The organism is Flectobacillus sp. BAB-3569 (assembly GCF_002270355.1).
In the GTDB taxonomy this organism is placed as follows: domain Bacteria; phylum Bacteroidota; class Bacteroidia; order Cytophagales; family Spirosomataceae; genus Flectobacillus; species Flectobacillus roseus.
Window position 1 is genome coordinate 1 of record NZ_NJFZ01000041.1, and the last position, 17,068, is coordinate 17,068.

General features: G+C 35.8%; 19 protein-coding genes and 2 pseudogenes. 9 read left to right on the forward strand and 12 right to left on the reverse strand.

Going from position 1 to position 17,068, the window contains the following annotated elements; all coding sequences use genetic code 11:
* Nucleotides 1–242, reverse strand: a pseudogene (locus tag BWI92_RS27860) (hypothetical protein); the annotation flags it as partial.
* 93 nt (nucleotides 243–335) lie between these two features.
* Here BWI92_RS27860 and BWI92_RS24930 point away from each other — a divergent pair.
* Together BWI92_RS24930 and BWI92_RS24935 are read left to right on the forward strand one after the other, a co-directional pair.
* Complete coding sequence (locus BWI92_RS24930; protein WP_255406902.1) at nucleotides 336–782, forward strand: DUF6088 family protein; 447 nt, start codon at nucleotides 336–338, stop codon at nucleotides 780–782.
* A complete protein-coding gene (locus BWI92_RS24935) occupies nucleotides 766–1,803 on the forward strand; it encodes a nucleotidyl transferase AbiEii/AbiGii toxin family protein (protein WP_217903483.1) in 1,038 nt (345 codons plus the stop codon). The genes BWI92_RS24930 and BWI92_RS24935 overlap by 17 nt, the downstream gene beginning before the upstream one ends.
* Nucleotides 1,804–3,091: 1,288 nt before the next feature.
* Here BWI92_RS24935 and BWI92_RS24945 read toward each other — a convergent pair.
* On the reverse strand, nucleotides 3,092–4,099 hold the full coding sequence (locus tag BWI92_RS24945) for a replication initiation protein (RefSeq protein WP_095168036.1): 1,008 nt from the start codon (nucleotides 4,097–4,099) through the stop codon (nucleotides 3,092–3,094).
* An 859-nt stretch (nucleotides 4,100–4,958) separates the two neighbouring features.
* Between BWI92_RS24945 and BWI92_RS24950 the strand changes: the two genes are divergently transcribed.
* The 3 genes from BWI92_RS24950 to BWI92_RS24960 all read left to right on the forward strand — a co-directional run bounded on the left by BWI92_RS24950 (nucleotide 4,959) and on the right by BWI92_RS24960 (nucleotide 6,829).
* Nucleotides 4,959–5,912: a ParA family protein gene (locus tag BWI92_RS24950; RefSeq protein WP_095168039.1), complete on the forward strand. Its 954-nt coding sequence runs from the start codon at nucleotides 4,959–4,961 to the stop codon at nucleotides 5,910–5,912.
* 6 nt (nucleotides 5,913–5,918) lie between these two features.
* A complete protein-coding gene (locus BWI92_RS24955; RefSeq protein ID WP_095168041.1) occupies nucleotides 5,919–6,386 on the forward strand; it encodes a hypothetical protein in 468 nt (155 codons plus the stop codon).
* 176 nt (nucleotides 6,387–6,562) lie between these two features.
* The gene (locus BWI92_RS24960) at nucleotides 6,563–6,829 is read left to right on the forward strand and encodes a hypothetical protein (protein ID WP_095168043.1); all 267 of its coding nucleotides are present in this window, start codon (nucleotides 6,563–6,565) and stop codon (nucleotides 6,827–6,829) included.
* Nucleotides 6,830–7,402: 573 nt separating this feature from the next.
* On the opposite strand, the gene BWI92_RS24965 is transcribed toward BWI92_RS24960, so the two are convergent.
* From BWI92_RS24965 to BWI92_RS25010, 10 genes are all read right to left on the reverse strand, one after another.
* Nucleotides 7,403–7,654, reverse strand: coding sequence for a hypothetical protein (locus tag BWI92_RS24965; protein WP_095168045.1), 252 nt, complete (start codon nucleotides 7,652–7,654; stop codon nucleotides 7,403–7,405).
* 1 nt (nucleotide 7,655) lies between these two features.
* Entirely contained in the window at nucleotides 7,656–7,943 is a 288-nt protein-coding gene (locus BWI92_RS24970) for a DUF2695 domain-containing protein (protein ID WP_095168046.1), read from the reverse strand.
* A gap of 309 nt (nucleotides 7,944–8,252) precedes the next feature.
* Nucleotides 8,253–8,726: a hypothetical protein gene (locus tag BWI92_RS24975; protein WP_095168048.1), complete on the reverse strand. Its 474-nt coding sequence runs from the start codon at nucleotides 8,724–8,726 to the stop codon at nucleotides 8,253–8,255.
* Nucleotides 8,727–8,750: 24 nt separating this feature from the next.
* Nucleotides 8,751–9,095 carry a hypothetical protein gene (locus tag BWI92_RS24980; protein WP_095168051.1) on the reverse strand — a complete coding sequence of 115 codons (345 nt, stop codon included), beginning with the start codon at nucleotides 9,093–9,095 and terminating at the stop codon, nucleotides 8,751–8,753.
* Entirely contained in the window at nucleotides 9,096–9,446 is a 351-nt protein-coding gene (locus BWI92_RS24985) for a hypothetical protein (RefSeq protein WP_095168053.1), read from the reverse strand.
* Nucleotides 9,447–9,506: 60 nt separating this feature from the next.
* Nucleotides 9,507–9,911 (reverse strand): GCN5 family acetyltransferase, encoded by a 405-nt coding sequence (locus BWI92_RS24990; protein ID WP_095168056.1) that lies wholly within the window; start codon nucleotides 9,909–9,911, stop codon nucleotides 9,507–9,509.
* Nucleotides 9,912–10,043: 132 nt separating this feature from the next.
* Nucleotides 10,044–10,541, reverse strand: a complete 498-nt coding sequence (locus tag BWI92_RS24995) for a YfbM family protein (protein WP_217903485.1) — start codon at nucleotides 10,539–10,541, stop codon at nucleotides 10,044–10,046.
* A gap of 130 nt (nucleotides 10,542–10,671) precedes the next feature.
* A complete protein-coding gene (locus tag BWI92_RS25000; RefSeq protein WP_095168058.1) occupies nucleotides 10,672–11,247 on the reverse strand; it encodes a suppressor of fused domain protein in 576 nt (191 codons plus the stop codon).
* 183 nt (nucleotides 11,248–11,430) lie between these two features.
* Nucleotides 11,431–11,823 carry a hypothetical protein gene (locus tag BWI92_RS25005; RefSeq protein ID WP_141234925.1) on the reverse strand — a complete coding sequence of 131 codons (393 nt, stop codon included), beginning with the start codon at nucleotides 11,821–11,823 and terminating at the stop codon, nucleotides 11,431–11,433.
* Between the two features lie 65 nt (nucleotides 11,824–11,888).
* A complete protein-coding gene (locus BWI92_RS25010) occupies nucleotides 11,889–12,329 on the reverse strand; it encodes a DUF4844 domain-containing protein (RefSeq protein ID WP_217903486.1) in 441 nt (146 codons plus the stop codon).
* Nucleotides 12,330–12,524: 195 nt separating this feature from the next.
* On the opposite strand from BWI92_RS25010, the pseudogene BWI92_RS25015 reads away from it, so the two are divergent.
* The 4 genes and pseudogenes from BWI92_RS25015 to BWI92_RS25030 all read left to right on the forward strand — a co-directional run.
* A pseudogene (locus BWI92_RS25015) lies at nucleotides 12,525–12,755 on the forward strand (hypothetical protein); the annotation flags it as partial.
* Between the two features lie 213 nt (nucleotides 12,756–12,968).
* On the forward strand, nucleotides 12,969–13,853 hold the full coding sequence (locus tag BWI92_RS25020; RefSeq protein WP_095168065.1) for a DDE-type integrase/transposase/recombinase: 885 nt from the start codon (nucleotides 12,969–12,971) through the stop codon (nucleotides 13,851–13,853).
* 377 nt (nucleotides 13,854–14,230) lie between these two features.
* A complete protein-coding gene (locus BWI92_RS25025; protein ID WP_095168068.1) occupies nucleotides 14,231–14,686 on the forward strand; it encodes a (2Fe-2S)-binding protein in 456 nt (151 codons plus the stop codon).
* Between the two features lie 22 nt (nucleotides 14,687–14,708).
* Entirely contained in the window at nucleotides 14,709–16,955 is a 2,247-nt protein-coding gene (locus tag BWI92_RS25030) for a xanthine dehydrogenase family protein molybdopterin-binding subunit (protein ID WP_095168071.1), read from the forward strand.
* Nucleotides 16,956–17,068 lie beyond the last annotated feature (113 nt).

Sequence of the window (17,068 nt, forward strand, 5' to 3'; positions counted from 1 at the left end):
GCATGTGAAAAACCGCAAATATAGCCACCTAACTCACTAAGCAATAAGCCCATAGAGTTGTGTCGATGCAATAAAATGGCAACTATTAAATCGTAAAAAGTACGAACTAAACGCTTATCCAGAACAGAATCTAACGATAACTGGACGTCAGCAAGATAAAGATCAAGTTTATGAAGAAGTAAATGAGAGAGTCTTGACTTACTCGATTTTATGTCATTATTTTGTAGAAATGCTTTATGCATAGAAACCTCCTGTTTGTTTGTGTTTGTCGTAATTCACAAAGTAAACAAGGAGGTTTCTTTTTAAAAGTCATCCCGAAAAATTCGGGATGACTCATGTATGTGCGCCCCAAAATAAGTAAATTGATAGGATCATTAATACCCACAGCAGAAGAAGTTGCCGAAGCTATAGCCAAGCGAGACCGAATAAGGACGATTCCAACGGGAAGTTATGCCCTAAATGCCCTAGGGCTAAGTACACAAGTCCCCATGAATATTGTATTGCTCACAGACGGTTCGCCCCGAGAAATTAAAGTGGGAAAGCGGAAGATTAAGTTTAAAAAAACTACTCCTAAAAACCTATTAGCAAAAGGGAAAATAAGTAGGTTGGTTATTCAAGCACTCAAAGAAATCGGCAATGGTAAGGTAAGCGAAGCAGAAGAAACAAAGATTATTGACTTACTTCGAAAAGAAGATGAAAAAGATTTGAGGCACGACATATTGCTAGCACCAGTATGGATTCAAAAAATAATGAAACAAGCATTGCATGATGGCAAAAATTGATTTTTATACCACAAAGAAAACAGAGAAGGTTGCTATTTTTGAGGCCATTGCTTCAGCAATGGGAATGACACCCTTTGCAGTAGAGAAGGATTGGTGGGTAAGTCGTACACTTGAAATCATATTTCAGATGGATATTGCCAAACATCTAGTGTTCAAAGGTGGAACCTCTCTTAGTAAAGCTTGGAAGCTTATCAACAGGTTTTCTGAAGACATTGATTTGGCAATAGATAAAGAGTACTTCGGATTTACAGGAGAACTAGGAAAGAATCAAAGGGATAAACTCAGAAAAAAAGCAGGAGCATATACCACTGGAACTTTCTTTGAAGAATTAAAACAAGCATTTGATGCTAAGGGATACAAAGCGTTGAATTTTGTCGTGATTGAAGCAAAAGATAGCGATCAAGATCCTAGAGTATTGGAAATATACTACCCAAATGTTGTAAGTCAGCCTTCAGAATATATTTTGCCAAGGGTACAAATCGAAATCAGTTGTAGATCGCTAAGAGAACCCTTCAGTGTTCAAACTTTTGGTTCGTTGATAGATGAATTTTACAAAGGAAGAGATTTTGCGGAACAACTATTTGAAGTGCCTACTGTGAATCCAGAAAGAACCTTTTTAGAGAAGCTATTTTTATTACACGAAGAGTTTCATCGTACTGCCGAAAAAATACGAGTGGATAGGTTGAGCCGTCATTTGTATGATGTGTATCAGCTAACTAAGGCAGGCGTTGCTCAAAAAGCCATCCACGATAAAGCACTGTATGAAACTATCGTAGCCCATCGCTATACATTTTCCAGAGTAGGTGGTGTAGATTACAATACCCACAATCCTAAAAGCCTTAACCCTGTACCATTGCCACAGATAATAGAAGAATGGAGAGCAGATTATAAGAAAATGATGGAAGATATGATTTACGAAACCAACAAACCCTCTTTTGAAAATTTAGTTGATAATTTGGAAGAATTAAAGGAACAGTTGCAAACATTAAATTGGCAATTTGAATTAAAATTTTCTACCTAATTCCAAGTCGATTATGACAGATAATGGTTGTTATATGTAAGCTTCCCCAGAGTATGCTACAGATATAGCATTTATTTAATCATTATTTTTACTTATTTTACAAAGCTAACGGATTGAGTGCTAAAGTGATTGACCTTATGTCGTATGACTTAAAATATACCTTTCCTGACATGCATGGTTTCTCTTCACGTAACTTTAAGTATATGAGAAAATTATGATGAAAACATTGAAAATGAAGATGTTTTCATACAGCTCTACTGTAAAGTACTTTTGGAGAACCTTACAACAACAGGTGATCATCTAATTTCCAACTTTAGAACGTACTATTCATAAAAAGCCTCACACTCTCAAATTCATTCGTTGTGCTTGCACACTAGTTCTAAATAGTTTTTGACCTACAAAAACTCCATTTTGCTTCAAAAAAGGTTATGCTAAATATTGGGTTAAACTAGAGAACAAGACACAAACTTGAGTTATGACACCTGATTGATGGTAGATTGAATAAAGGTTGCATAAAGATTAACTATACCTTCCACAAGTTTTAACGGTAGATTGCATACAGATTGAACAATGTTTTACTAAACCTTACCTACACTTTACATAGAGCTTAACTATAGATTCAAGATAAAGTGAGCTTCTAAACAATTCCTTGTTAATTGGAGATAAATATTCGTTTAACTGTTAGCAGCAATTGAGATTATTGCATCTCTAGCCCACCAGAATTTGAAGCAGATTGTCGTTTTGTTCTGACACTTTTGTGCATATTCCTAAGAGTTTTTTATCCACACGCCCCCACCCCCTATCCAACATTTGAATAAATTAGTGTAAACGCTGTTAATCAAGCGTTTACACGTGTTAACAGTCACATTAACCTCGTTAACATTTAGTTTTTTAGGTTCACAAATAACATGCGTACATGTCGTAAAACTTGATAGAATAACGACAAGAATACCATCAAATACCTAAAATAAATGTTTCGGAAATGTGAGTTTCTTGCAAAATAACTACCCTGCTTTTAAAGTTTTTAAATTTGTCATCAGGGATTGTAAGCTTTAACAAAAACAAGGATTAAGATATATAATTAAATATGTAAGCCTCATTTCAGATAGAGTCAGAATGGTACTTCCACAAAAACAAGGATTAGATAGATTTGATTTCTGTTAGTATTTGTTTTTTCTCTTCTAAATGTTCAAGAGTATTCGCCCTTAAGCATCAAATCACTTTGAAACCTATTCCTTTCTTCCAAAAGCCGCTGTACAACATGCTAGGATTATCCTCCTATCTCTCTTTATTTCGACCGTGTTGTTTTCTTCTTCACTAAATCCAAACAAGCGAGTATGTAAGCCGTTTTGTTTTTGACTTTTGGATGTAATCCATTTTCAAATTCGATATGGATGGTTACAAACTTGTCTATCAATGTTGCGTTACTCAAAATGATTTGTTTCGTTTCTTTTTTGATTAAATATTGTTGGTCGATGATTTCTTCTAGCTTTGCGTAAACTAATGATGGATTCAGCGTGACTGCATCGCGGTATTCTTGTTGCTCTAATTGGCTCAATTCCCATTGAGTCACGATTGTGAACTCCAAATGTGTGACATTACGCTGTTTGTTGCCCAAATGCTCGTATTCTACCACAATGGGGAATTTCTCGGTCGAGGCTAATTCCTTTCTGGCAGGTTCTAATACATACTTTTTGAAGTCATTTAAGTTGGTATATTTTTTTTCTTCTACCTGAAAAAGCCGACGGAGCTCATCTATGCTATAAATAAACTTCGTACGGTTCTGCCCCAAATGAAGCTTCACAATCTTATACATAATCGTTGAGTATATCGATCGAAAGGCTAAGATTGTTTTAAAATCATAACGCGTGTACTGGGTACCCAACGAGGCTAAGTAAGGTGATAATTGAGCATTCGAACGGAACTCTAGGTAGCCAGAGTTATCTTCATTAAAACTAATACTTGAAAATAGAGGCACATGCTTGAACTCGATATGTGATTTTGACATATCAAAAAAGGTCATCACTTTTTGAGCCATTGAGCGTGTAACCGCTAATACCTGCTCTACTTTAACCGTTTCTCTAATTTTTGTAATGGGAATTTTGACTGAAATCCCATGTTTGATATTTATAGAATTATGGTCTATCTGATTAATAAAATATTCAAATAGACGTTGCTCTACCCTAGAGAACTGGGTGTTGCTGATAACCATTCTATTGGGTAAATAATTATCTTTCCTGTTAGGGGTATATGGATGTTCGTAATAGTGTTCTTCTTCAAGTTCTGTATGTGCCATTGTATTATTCCAAGATTATTAAAGATGATGAAATTTCCAAAAAACTCGCCTTCGCTTCCAAAAAACTCGCCTTACGAAGAAGAAAATTTCCAAAAAACTCGCCTTATGCTTCCAAAAAACTCGCCTTACGGCTTGCAAGTATTTGATTTTCAATAAGTTGCAAGGTCCTAAATCAATCAAATAATATATGAGAAATATAAAAATCAAAAGAGTATTACTAAAAATAATAGTATTTATTTAATTTTCCCAGAACTTACTCCTTTTTCCTTTAAACACTTTTGGGAAAATGATATAATTTCCGGAGCTTCCAAAAAACTCGCCTTAGCATTTTAAATCCTTGATTTAGAGTAATTTTATTAGATAATCTACTAGTGCAAACTTATTTTTCCGTTTTCCAAAAAACTCGCCTTAGAGAAAAAATTAAATCCTTTAAAGGACAAAACATATACTTAAAGCGAGTTTTTGGAAGATTCTATCAGTTTGGGGCTTTTAATAAATCCGAAATACTGTTTAGTAGAGTTTGAAATTTGGAAAATTAAGCGTCCGTTTTCCAAAAAACTCGCCTTAGAGCCCCGAAATATCCTTTTAGATGAGTTTCGGAGTCTTATATATTAGTTTTGGAGCCTAATTACTTGCATAAATTTCCAAAAAACTCGTTTTAGAACGAAGTTTTGGTTAGTAAAAGTATCGCAAGGCGAGTTTTTTGGAAATTTGAACATGACAGTTTCCAAAAAACTCGCCTTAGTCTATCCAAAGGTTTATTTAATCAAAAAACTTTGCAAATAATTTCCCTTTTTGTAGTAAAGTTATGACATTTTATTTTATATTTGTCATAACTTTACTACAAAAAAATAATCAAATGCTTACACAAGAAAATGCGTTAAAGTTTTTGAGACATCGACCAGCCATATCTGTTGCAGCTGTCGAAAAACAAGCTTCTATCCCTTCAGGAACTATAGCACAAGCATTATCCAAAGGGCGTCAACTTAGCGAAAAGCATTTAGTAGCATTAGACGGCGTTCTTCGTGATTATGGTTATAGAGACGATCTTTATCAAAAAGCCAGAGTCGTTTCGGTAATTAATCATAAAGGTGGTGTAGGAAAAACTACCACTGTATGTTCGCTCGGCGAAGCCTTAGCTAATAAAGGTTTTAAGGTATTGATGGTTGACTTGGATCCTCAAGGTAACCTTAGCCAAATTTTGGGTATAGAACAACCTGAATCTCAGGTAGCAGATGCCTTAATTCATGATGCAGATTTCCCTACTATCGAGCTACAGGAAGGTTTGGATTTGTCGCCAAGTGATATAGATTTAGGTAATGCCGAATATCAGTTAATTCTTGTACCAGGAGGTGATTTACGTTTGAAAAATCGTATGACTCCCCTACTGACCAAATATGACTATATTTTGATTGATTGCCCACCATCATTAGGCAAACTAACCGTATCAGCGTTGTACGCTTCAGATTCTTGTCTTATTACTATGCAGCCCGAAATGGCGGCCATGAAAGGAGTAAATTCTCTTTTGGAGAAAATCCATGAAATAAAGAAGAATTTGAACCCTATGCTCGAAATCGATGGCTTAGTATTCACGATGGTCAAAAAGAATAGTGTGCACGATGGTATCAAAGAGGCCGTGCGTCATAATCTACCTTTACGTATATTCAATACAGAAATTAAGCATTTGGTAGATTTTCAGAAAGCACAAGTGGCAGGGAATACTATCTCAAAATTTGCTAATCATTCGGAGGCAGCCCATCTTTATACCGCTTTTTGCGCTGAGTATATTGATTATTTACAGTTTTTAAAATAGAGCGTCATGGCTAAAAAGATAAATATTGGCAGTTTGATTGCCAGCAAGACCAAAGAAACTTTTAGTAATAATCAACTGATTAATAGCGAGTCTGTCAAAAATAATATTCAGATTATTGAAGAGCTTCGTGTGCTTATCCCGCCGCTTGGCGTTGATGAGTTTTCACAACTCGAAAGTAATATTATCAAAAATGGCTGTCGTGATGCACTCACGGTTTGGGAAACCACAGCGGGGGTAATTGATGCTAACTCAGAGAATCCTTCTGCACCACGGTATATACTCGTAGATGGGCACAATCGATATGAAATTTGTCAGAAGAATGGTATTTCCTTCAGTGTTCAATTAATGTCTTTCGGTTCTTTGCAACACGTCAAAGAATACATGATTGACCTTCAATTAGGGCGAAGAAACCTTACTCCTGAGCAAGTGTCCTATTTTAGAGGGCTTCGTTTTTTAAATGAAAAAATGAAATAGGGCGATATGACCGTCAAAACCATGCGGTTCAAAATGAACCTTATGATTCTACAGAGAAAGGCGATACAGCAGAAAGACTCTCAAAAGAATTTAATGTAGGACGCTCAACGATTAAACGAGATGCGGCTTTTGCCAAAGGGCTTAACAAACTAGATACAGAGCTAAGAAATGAAATTTTGACGGGAAAGAAAAAAGTCTCGAAAGGAACAATTCAGGCATTAGCGAATGAAGTCACTCTTGAAGAGCCTATTACAAGTATTGAACAACTAGAAAGTACAGTTTCAAAGCCTGTAGCTTCGGTAGCAACGAAAGATGGTTCAGCATTTGATACTCATTATCAGAAATTACTTAAAACAGCCAATGAGTTTTACCAGAATAAAGATAAAAGGTATTTGGCTGAACTTCAGGATATTATTAACAAATTCGAAGGTTTGCTATCCTAAGAAAAACAATTTTGGGTCATAAGGTTCAATTTGAACCTTATGACCCAAAATTGTTTTATCGCCTATCATGCGGTTCATTTTGAACCGCATGATAGGAAGAGCATGAGTCATCCCAAGTTTTAACATTAGGGTTATTGTCCAACGTTTATCAAAATTACAACTATTTAGATGCAAAGGAGTTACGTCTCTAACCAGTAAAATTCATGTTTCCCATAGCTTTAGCTGAATAGATACAACTGTTTGTTGCTACATAGGATTGAAAAACTTAGGTAGAAAATTATATGAAGATATCAATCAGATTCCCAATAAATTGAAAGACGCCTACGAGATGCAAAACTTATTGAGCTTATAATAAAGGATTAAGTGATACGAAGAGATTATCACTACAATAGCAGTATTTTACTAGTTGAACCATTCTATACCATTTTCTAAACGCTCTAAAAAGTCGGTGAAAGAATTTCCAATTTCGATATGTGCTTCTTCTTCAATGAGAAAAGGCGACAACACTATTCTGAAATTAAGATTATCTAATTTTTCAATTGCTATAAATTCTCCGCTTCCATTATCTCCAATTCATAATGTTTTGGGTAAACATTCAAAAATTTCGTATTCCTTATTAATTTCAATGATTTCGTCAAAATTCCAAAGTCGTATATTTTGTTCGCCAATAAAATCTTCAAATTCTGAGTAATTTAGCGCAAAAGACTTATTGTCCTCAGGAAGTTTAAAGCCTATAATTTTTTCAACTTTCTTAAAAGTGATCCTTGGCTTGTTACGTCTTTTAACAAGTTTATACCTCGATAATATTTCTTCAAACTTTTCCATCCTAATCGAATTTTTCTTCAATATTTGCTAAAATTTCGCAATCACAATAACCACCATTTTCTGACAACCAACTTAAAACGGCTTGATTATTTTCAATTTTATTCTTCGTTAAAAACTCCCTTGTAAGTTTGTTAGTGTCGTCACATTCGTTCTCCTCAAGTTTAATATCAAGATAGTCAAAGAGCTTTTCAAAAAGTACTCTTTCCATCGGTAAACTTTGTTCAAATGCTTCTCTCTGTTTTTGTTTAAACTCCTTAGTAAGTTCTTTTTTTCGTTGCTTTTCGTCCATAATTAGAAGTGTTTGAGGTTGTAATGAGCGTACGAAGTTTCAATTTTATAACTAAAGTTTATTGGAAGTAAGACGCCCTAGGTTTGCACAACCGAAATCATCTTCAGTCAATAAGTTATTAAAAACATTATCATCTTGCATAGAATAGTAGCATTGTCGATGATAGTCTTTTATCCCAAACTTTGTGTTATCTAACCATTTACACGTTTTTGAGTATTCATAAATCATGTCATTCCAAAACCAATTCTTCTTTTCGATCAAAATCTTATTGATAGTTTTTCCACCAGATTGTATTTGTATGCTTAAAATCTATTGATCTACACTTTTGGTGAGTAAAACTTGCCCTATAGATTTCCTATTTCTCGATATTTTTGGGGGATAAACTCTTTCAAATTTGAATTGACTCGCAATTATATGGTTGTAGGATTTAGTGAAAACTGATTTGTCCCAACCATAAGTTTCTGATAATTCTAATACAGCAAAATGAAGTAAGTCCAGAATATACTTATACTTTTCATGCTTTGATAAACTTAGATATTCTTCTTCATTGAATATTTTATCATATATACAAATTGCTCCAAAATATCTTGATCCAGCCAAACTAATATTTGGTCCAACATGTAAAGTTATTCTGCTTGTTTTTGGTGGTTTGTAACCGTCTAAAGAATTATGATAGAAGTCTGAAATGTAGTTTAATGTTCTATGAAACTCCGAGCCCTCAGGTGTATTTTTTATTAAAGTACCATGGTAGTATATCGTGATGTCAGAAAGAGGTCGTCCCATACTAGGTGTTTTTTAAGATTGTTACTAATGAATAGCGTTTGGTGTTGTGCTGGTGTTCTTTATTTTCGTTATTGTTTCTGTGTCAAGTCCAGCAGATTCAACATAAATTTCGTCAAAGTATGGGGAGTCCGTTATGCCGATGCCACCATGGGGTTTTAATTCAGAATTGTCTGAAAGAACAATACGAAAATTGAAGTTTTCAATATTAGAAATTCCTTGCTTCTCAAAATGTTGTTGAATTGTCGGCTGATATTTTTTGTAATTATCGTTTGTGATTAAGTTACCACCAATTCCGCCCATACTTTCGTCAATGATGGAAAAAATCACATCCCCAATGTTGCAATTGTCTATGTAGAGGGTAGCTTTCATTTAATCTTCTCCTTCAATTGTAATATCAAGAAACTCACTTCCTATTTTCAGTCCAAGTAAAAGGTCTATAGTTTCGTTATCGCCCGAAACTATCAATAGTTTGTATTTACGGATTTCACTTGAAATTTCAATATCCTCAACTGCTTTGATTCTAACACTTAGTGAAAGTGATTTGCTTAATGGGACATTAATAAACCATCTTTCCTGAACTGTCCCTTCGATTTGTTGTCCAATTAGATAAAATTCGTTCCTGCGTCTAAGAGCAAAACTATCAATTACCTCAAATTGCCCTTGTCTTATTTTTGTGTCCATTGTCTGTCCTCTTAGGATGTCTATACCTCTACCTTTCAAGGCTTTATGCAGGTTTGGAGTTTTATATAGATTTAAGATTAAACTAACCCACGTAAAATGTCAAGTCGGTTGGTTGCTCGGAGCTTCTGGGGATAAAAAATCAGGAATAGTTTTATCCGTCCGCTTCGGTCTTTTTAAAAACTCAACTTGCCATTCAGTCAATCTGCGTTCTTTGATATGTACAAACTTTCCTGGCTCTTCTTCGTCGATATATTCCTCTTGCAATATTAATGCAATGGGTGGCTCACAGCCCACATTATTTTTAGAAAACTCAAACGCTTTTTCATAAGTAGAAAAATAGTAATAATAATCGTTGCCATCTTCTGTATCAGGAGCTCCATTCTCAGGATAACACCAAACTCGATATTCCAACACATCATCCCAAACATAACCACCACCTGACATTACTAAGGCAGGATATTCTCCAATTAAATTGGGGTGTTTAACCTCTGGATATTTTGTCATAACGTTTTATTATTGTAGTAATCTCAAGTAGTTGTATTTATCATTTCTTAATAAAACTGAATTAAGCTGTCCTATGCGCTTCACTAGACGCCAAATCTCTTGTTATATATAGAGCCTTCCTTTCCTGTTTAATTAATTCAAGAAGGTAATTATGGCTTCATCATTTTGACTTGCTTCTGCGAATACTTCTTTCAGGATTTCAAAATAGTCAGTTAGATAATTGATCATTTCATCTTCCTCCCAAGTATTCGGATATATTTCGAGCTCCATCATTCTCTTTGAATCATATCTTTGTTCTAACTCTTCTGTCGTTATTTTGGAAAGCTCTGTATTTAACTCTTTTACTTCTCTATGTGTCAAGTATTGTCCAGGACCATAACCCAAATCCTGTTCTTCATCTATGACTTGTCCGCTAAATAATACTCTTGCCATAAGATGGTCAATTGTTTCAAGGTTCTGTCCTGTTAATAAAAATAATATTCCTTCCCATGACCTATCAATTTCTACCAGTTTTGGGTCTTCTTCATCAGATGTATTGTTATAAATACGTTCTTCTAAAAGCGAACTGTCTTTTAAATATTCTTCGAGTTCAATTTTCGTTACTCGAAGTAAATTACCAATCATACTCATAAATCAAGCTGTTTTACGTTTATAATATTGGTAGAAACTGAAAGTTGTCTTTCACCACACAGTCTGTAGATGAGCGAATTTAGCACAGAACCTGCGATTTGGACAAACGCCTATTACCTTAGTAGATTTGTCATTCTATTATTTTGTGTCTATTGACACTGTAGTTGTCGAAATTAGGATTATGCCAAAATTCTTGTAGTCCAATCTTTGAAAACACTTCCAATTCGTCAGAATACATTGGATAAAGTCCTGCTATGTTTATCTTATAGTCTGCTCCAATATCAATATTTGAATAATCTTTTTTGTCCAATGTACTTGGCGCAAAAATGAAAAAAGCATTCATTGCTGAATCATCACTTATTTGTTCCCCCAAATTGATTGTTTGTCCGTAACAAAATGGACAGTCACCACGAAGTATATTTGCAATATATCCTACAATTTGTCCCCAGTCTAAATTGGAGGATTCAACTGAAATACATAATTCGGGTCTTCCAAATTTCCATTCAGGATGTTTCACCAATGAAAGTCCATAAGTAAGCGCTGTTATAAATCCTTTTTCAGGAATGTCTCTATAAACAATTGAAGTCACTCCTGAAATTCCTTCAATCAAACTATCGTTTTTATAGAACTCGGGTTCTTGTTGAAAGATATTGTCTAAGTGATTCAAATATCTTTCAATAGGTGTTAGTGAGTTTTCTTTTCCCATTTTCTTAAAATTTAATCGATTGTATTGTAGGCATATGTGACACAACTCTTAACACTTTGTTCAAAAGATAATTAGTAAGTTGCTTATAACAGGTGTTGGTATTTTCACTGAACTGCTAACGACGGCAGTAATAATCACCATTTAAGTACATACGTTCAAACACTCTTCTATGCGACGCATAAGTTATTTTTTGACTGCGTTGTAAAATCCGTTTATAAAATACTTTCTTTTCAATAGACTATCCTCGTTGAATGAAATATAAAATATCGTATGCTTTCTTATCTCATTAGCATCTTGATCATCCATTGATTTAGGGAAATTATCAATGCTATTAACATAAGCGATACTAGTTACGGGCTTTGCATATCTAACTGTATCTACATACATCATTGCCTTATCCAATAAAAATAATGTATCTCTTTTAGTTTTTACATCATAGTTGCCAATATAGATATAATGTGCATACCCATTTACATAAGTACCCAAAGGTATTTCAGTGTGAAATTTGTACGTTGTACTATTACTAACACCTTCCTTCTGATGATTACAACTTTCAAACGAACAAAGAAGTACCAATAATAATCCTATGTTTTTTGATTTCATACTTTAGTAAATGATTTACATTTTTGGTAGTCATATTGCTACTTTGATGTCGGGTCAAATCCATACATAAAGTTATTTAAGTGTCCATCTGAACTTTCAAGTCCTACAATATCCATAAGTTCTTCAAAGTAACTACATACTCTTTCTCTGTCTTCTGTGTCAAGTTGTAAGTAGAGGTCGGCAAATCGGTCAAGTCCGTTTTTTATTGCATTCTGATATTCTGTATCGGTTGCGTTTCCCTTGTCAGCAAGTTTTTTAAAATCGTCTGCTGCAAGATTAATTTTTTCAGTCAGAATAGGTTTTAGGGTTGGGTCGCCAATTCCTGGGTAAAAAAGTTTACCGTCTTGCAAAAATTTTTCTTTGCTCTTAAACTCTTCAAATTTTGTCATTGCGTTTTCAGGTGTTTCTATTTTTCCTTGCCCACAAGCTGTGAAAAGAAGAAAGGATAGTCCAATTATTATGTTTATTAGCTGTTTCACAAAGCGTTTTTTTTAATGTGTTACTGCGAATTTATATCCCGCAATATAAATAAATTTCCTGGCGTATATCTGCCTTCCTAGGGGATATGGGCGAATGTTTAAAGTAGGATTAAATTTTATTAACCAAAGTCAATAAGTTATAGATTATGGGTTGTGCTTGCCTAAAATAGGTTGACGTAAAACTTAACTTTTTTCATGGGCAAAACGAAATCTGATTCTAAAAAAAGTTCAATTTTAAAGATTCGTCAAAGACGCATCTTTAGCGAAGAGTTCAAACGAGAAAAAGTTCAAGAGTTAAATCAAGGGCTTTATACTATTACTTCTTTTTGTAAATTGTGGGAGGTATCAGTCCCAACTGTTTATCGTTGGATTTACCATTATTCTCCAGAACATACAAAAGGCACTACAATGGTCGTACAAAAGGATAGCGAAGTCCAAAAAATGAAAGAGTTACTTAATCAAGTAGCCGAACTTGAACGTCGTCTCGGATTAGGCATCCCCGTCAAAAACAAATGCAACTAGACTACCTTGAAAAATTGGTAGAAATAGCCTCTCAAGAATATAAAATTGATTTTAAAAAAACTTCAATGTAAAACTTTAGGGTATTTCAGGGTTAATATTTCAAGATATTCTTTTTTAATGAAAGACTTATTTTTGTTTTGTGATATATCTCGACAAGCACATCATCAAGCCTTAATGCGAGAACAAAAATGGGTTGATTTAGAATATTTGATTGTTGGCTTAATTTTACAAATGCGAGAGGTTCATCCAGGTATGGGGCTTCGGGTAATGTACGAAGTTCTTCAGCCTAATGGATTAGGTAGAGATGCGTTTATTAGTATCGGATTAGCCTATGGTTTTAGGCTAATAACGTTCAAAAACCCTACTAAGACCACTTTTTCAAGCCCATACAATCGTTATAAAAACTTGTTAGTGGATAAAACACTCGATGACATCAATCAGTTGTGGACAAGTGATAAAACCTATTATGACTTGGCAGGTACGTTTTACTATATTGCCTTAATTATGGACACTTATTCTCGTAAAATACTAGGTTACTCTGTGGCAGACAATATGCGAGCATACAACAATTGTCAAGCTCTTGAGATGGCTTTCAAAAATCGTAAACAAGACAAGTTTGAAAACTTAATTCACCATTCAGATAGGGGTGGACAATACATTAGTAGTGACTATATCACTCTGTTGACAAATGCTGGAATTAAAATTAGCATGTGCAATGAAGTTTATGAAAATAGCCATATTGAAAGAGTTAATTCTACCATCAAAAATCAATACCTTAGATATTGGAAAATTAACACTTTTGAAGAATTAAAATGCACATTAAAAGGTACTATTGATACCTACAACAGGACACGACCACATAGTTCATTGTTGAACATGGCTCCTGATTCGTTTGAACAATACATCAATGAACTAAAGGTCGAGAAAAGACCTAAATTATCAATTTGGACGAGTAATCAAACCCAAAACATCAACCCAAATCAATCTTTAATACAATTTTAACCATATTGACAGTCTTTAATAATCGTGTCAACCTATTTTAGGCAAGCACATACCACATACAGATAGTTGAGTGATAAATTGAGTCGATTGAATGTTTTTCTTTTCATTACATCTTACACATTTTAAAATCAGTAAAAATGGTATGAATATCCGTAATCTATACACTCTCCAAATTTTTATTAAGTATATTTTTGTAAAAGATTTTAAGAGGCGTTCAGTAATTTTTTTCGTATCTCTGATTGTCAAAATCTAAAAAACGATAATATTCTAGTGGGTTATAAGGCTTAATGACATATACATACATAGCAATGGTACTACAAAATCTAAATTTAATACCATAACTTTATCAATTATCTATCAAAATTAAACATAGCATTATGGCAAAATATTCTCTAAAAATAAATGGGAAAACGCAACAAATAGATGTTGACCCTTCAACGCCAATCCTTTGGGTTTTAAGAGACCATTTGAATATGACAGGTACTAAATTTGGATGCGGTATGGCTATGTGTGGGGCTTGTACTGTTCATTTAGATGGTACTGCGGTGCGTTCTTGTAGCCTCCCTGTTTCGGCTGTTGGCAAACAAGCCATTACAACCATCGAGGGGCTATCTGCCGATGGCACGCATCCCGTACAAAAAGCTTGGATTGAACACGACGTGGCTCAATGCGGCTACTGTCAGTCTGGACAAATCATGAGTGCTACGGCTTTACTAAAGACCAATCCTAATCCAACCGACGAAGATATTGATAATTACATGAGTGGAAACATTTGTCGTTGTGGCACTTATTTACGTATCAAAGAGGCGATTAAGGCAGCAGCACAAAAGTAACCAACCTTAACCTTGATTAAAAATGGAAAATACCAATACACAAAACCGTCGTTCGTTTTTAAAGTCTTCCATGTTGGCAGGTGGTGGACTCATGTTGAGTTTTAGTTGGCTCGCCAATGCTCAAGCTGCCGACAAAATGGCTGCCATGAATTTGCCAGACCAATGGAATGAACTCAATGGCTATATCAAAATTACGCCCGATAATGTTATCAAAATTATTTGTCCAAACCCCGAATTTGGTCAAAACGTCATGACTTCGCTCCCGATGATGGTAGCCGAAGAATTAGACGTAGATTGGAAAAACGTGGTCGTAGAAATGGGTCCACACGATAACGTAAAATTAGGAATGCAATTCACAGGCGGTAGTAATTCTGTAAGAATGTACTGGAAACCTTTGAGAAACGCAGGGGCTTCGGCAAGGCAGATGCTTATCGAGGCGGCGGCTCAGACGTGGGGCGTACCAGCCAGTGAAATTACGACCCAAACAGGTGTTTTGTTGCATTCAAGCGGAAAGTCGGCAAAGTATGGCGAAATGGCGAGCAAGGCGGCTACTATTCCCGTTCCGAAAGAAGTAAAGCTAAAAACGCCAAAAGATTTTTCTATCGTTAGTCATTCAAAGAAAAATACAGAAGGAGTAAAAGTAGTTACGGGAAAACCGCTTTTTGGCATAGATTATAAAGTGGACGGAATGCTCATAGCCATGATTCAGCATCCGCCTGCTTTTGGGATGAAACTCAAATCTTTTGATGCTTCCCAAGCTTTAAAAATGCCGGGAATCAAAGACATTTTTAGCTTCAAACTCTATTACGATGGTTTTGAACAAGGTGGTTTTGATACCCGTACTTCCAACGAAATGATTGCCATTGTGGGTAAATCTACTTGGGAAGTAATGAACGCTCGTAAAAAAATCAAAGCCCAATGGGAACCCACTGGCGACATCAAAGAAACCATGATGGGACGAGGGGGCAAAAGAGAAGTAACCATTCCGGGCAGGTTAGAAACCACAAGCGACCAATTGGCATTAATGGCGGAGTATGGGAAGAAACCAGCCCAACAACTCCGCAAAGATGGCGACCCAGAAACGGCTTTCATAAATGCCGCTCTGGTGATTGAACGTACTTATAACGCTCCGTTTTTGGCCCATAATACCATGGAGCCGATGAACTTCTTCGCCCATGTTTCCGAAGATAAAGCTTTGGTAGCTGGGCCTTTACAAGCACCGGGCTGGATGGAGCCAACACTTTCAAAAATCTTGAATTTACCTGCCGATAAAATCGAGATTCAGATGACCCGTATGGGCGGTGGTTTTGGGCGTAGAGCTTATGGGCAATATGTGTACGAAGCGGCTCGCATCTCTCAACGCTTGAAAGCTCCTGTCAAATTGATTTATACCCGTGAAGACGATATGACTTACGGCATCTATCGCCCGATGTACACGGCTACTTACCGTGCGGCTTTAGACGCAAACAAAAACCTGATTGCTTTCCACGTAAAAGGGGGCGGTATTCCCGAAAATCCTATTCATGCCAATCGTTTCCCTGCTGGTGCGGTGGATAATTATTTGGCTGAGGCTTGGGAAATTCCTTCTAATATTACCATTGGGGCTTTCCGAGCTCCTCGCTCAAACTTCAACGCTGCGGCCGAACAGTCTTTTTTAGACGAAGTAGCCGAAGCAATGGGCAAAGACCCAATCGCCTTTCGTCTGGATTTATTGAAACGTGCCAAAGAAAATCCAGTAGGCAAAAACAACGAATACGATGCCGACCGCTACGCTGGCGTATTGGAATTGCTTAGAGAAAAATCGGGCTGGGACAAACCCGAAAATAAAGGTAAAAAGCGTGGTGTAGCCGCTTATTTCTGTCATGCTTCTTACGCTGGTCATGTGGTGGATATAGTCATGCGTGACGGTCAGCCCTATGTTGAAAAAGTAACCAGTGCCATTGATTGCGGTATTGTGGTAAACCCCGATGCCGCCAAAAATATGGTACAAGGGGCAGTCGTAGATGGCATCGGTAATGCGTTTTACGGTGCATTGACCCATAAAAACGGAGCAGCCGAACAAAGTAATTTCCATAATTACCGCATCATTCGTCATAACGAAGCACCCAAAGAAATAGACGTTCATTTTGTACAAAACGACATCGACCCAACGGGTCTTGGCGAGCCGCCTTTCCCTCCTGTGTTCGGGGCTGTTGCCAATGCATTGTATAAAAGCACAGGGAAGCGTTTTTACAACCAACCTTTCTCTAGCGAAATGTCGAAGTCGTAAAATGAGTGATTGAGCGAGTTGTGAGTTAGTGAATTGTGAGTTAGTGTTTTGATTTTTAAAAGATTACATCTTGAATTGATCAAAATTACACTTAGTTATTTCAACGTATAAGT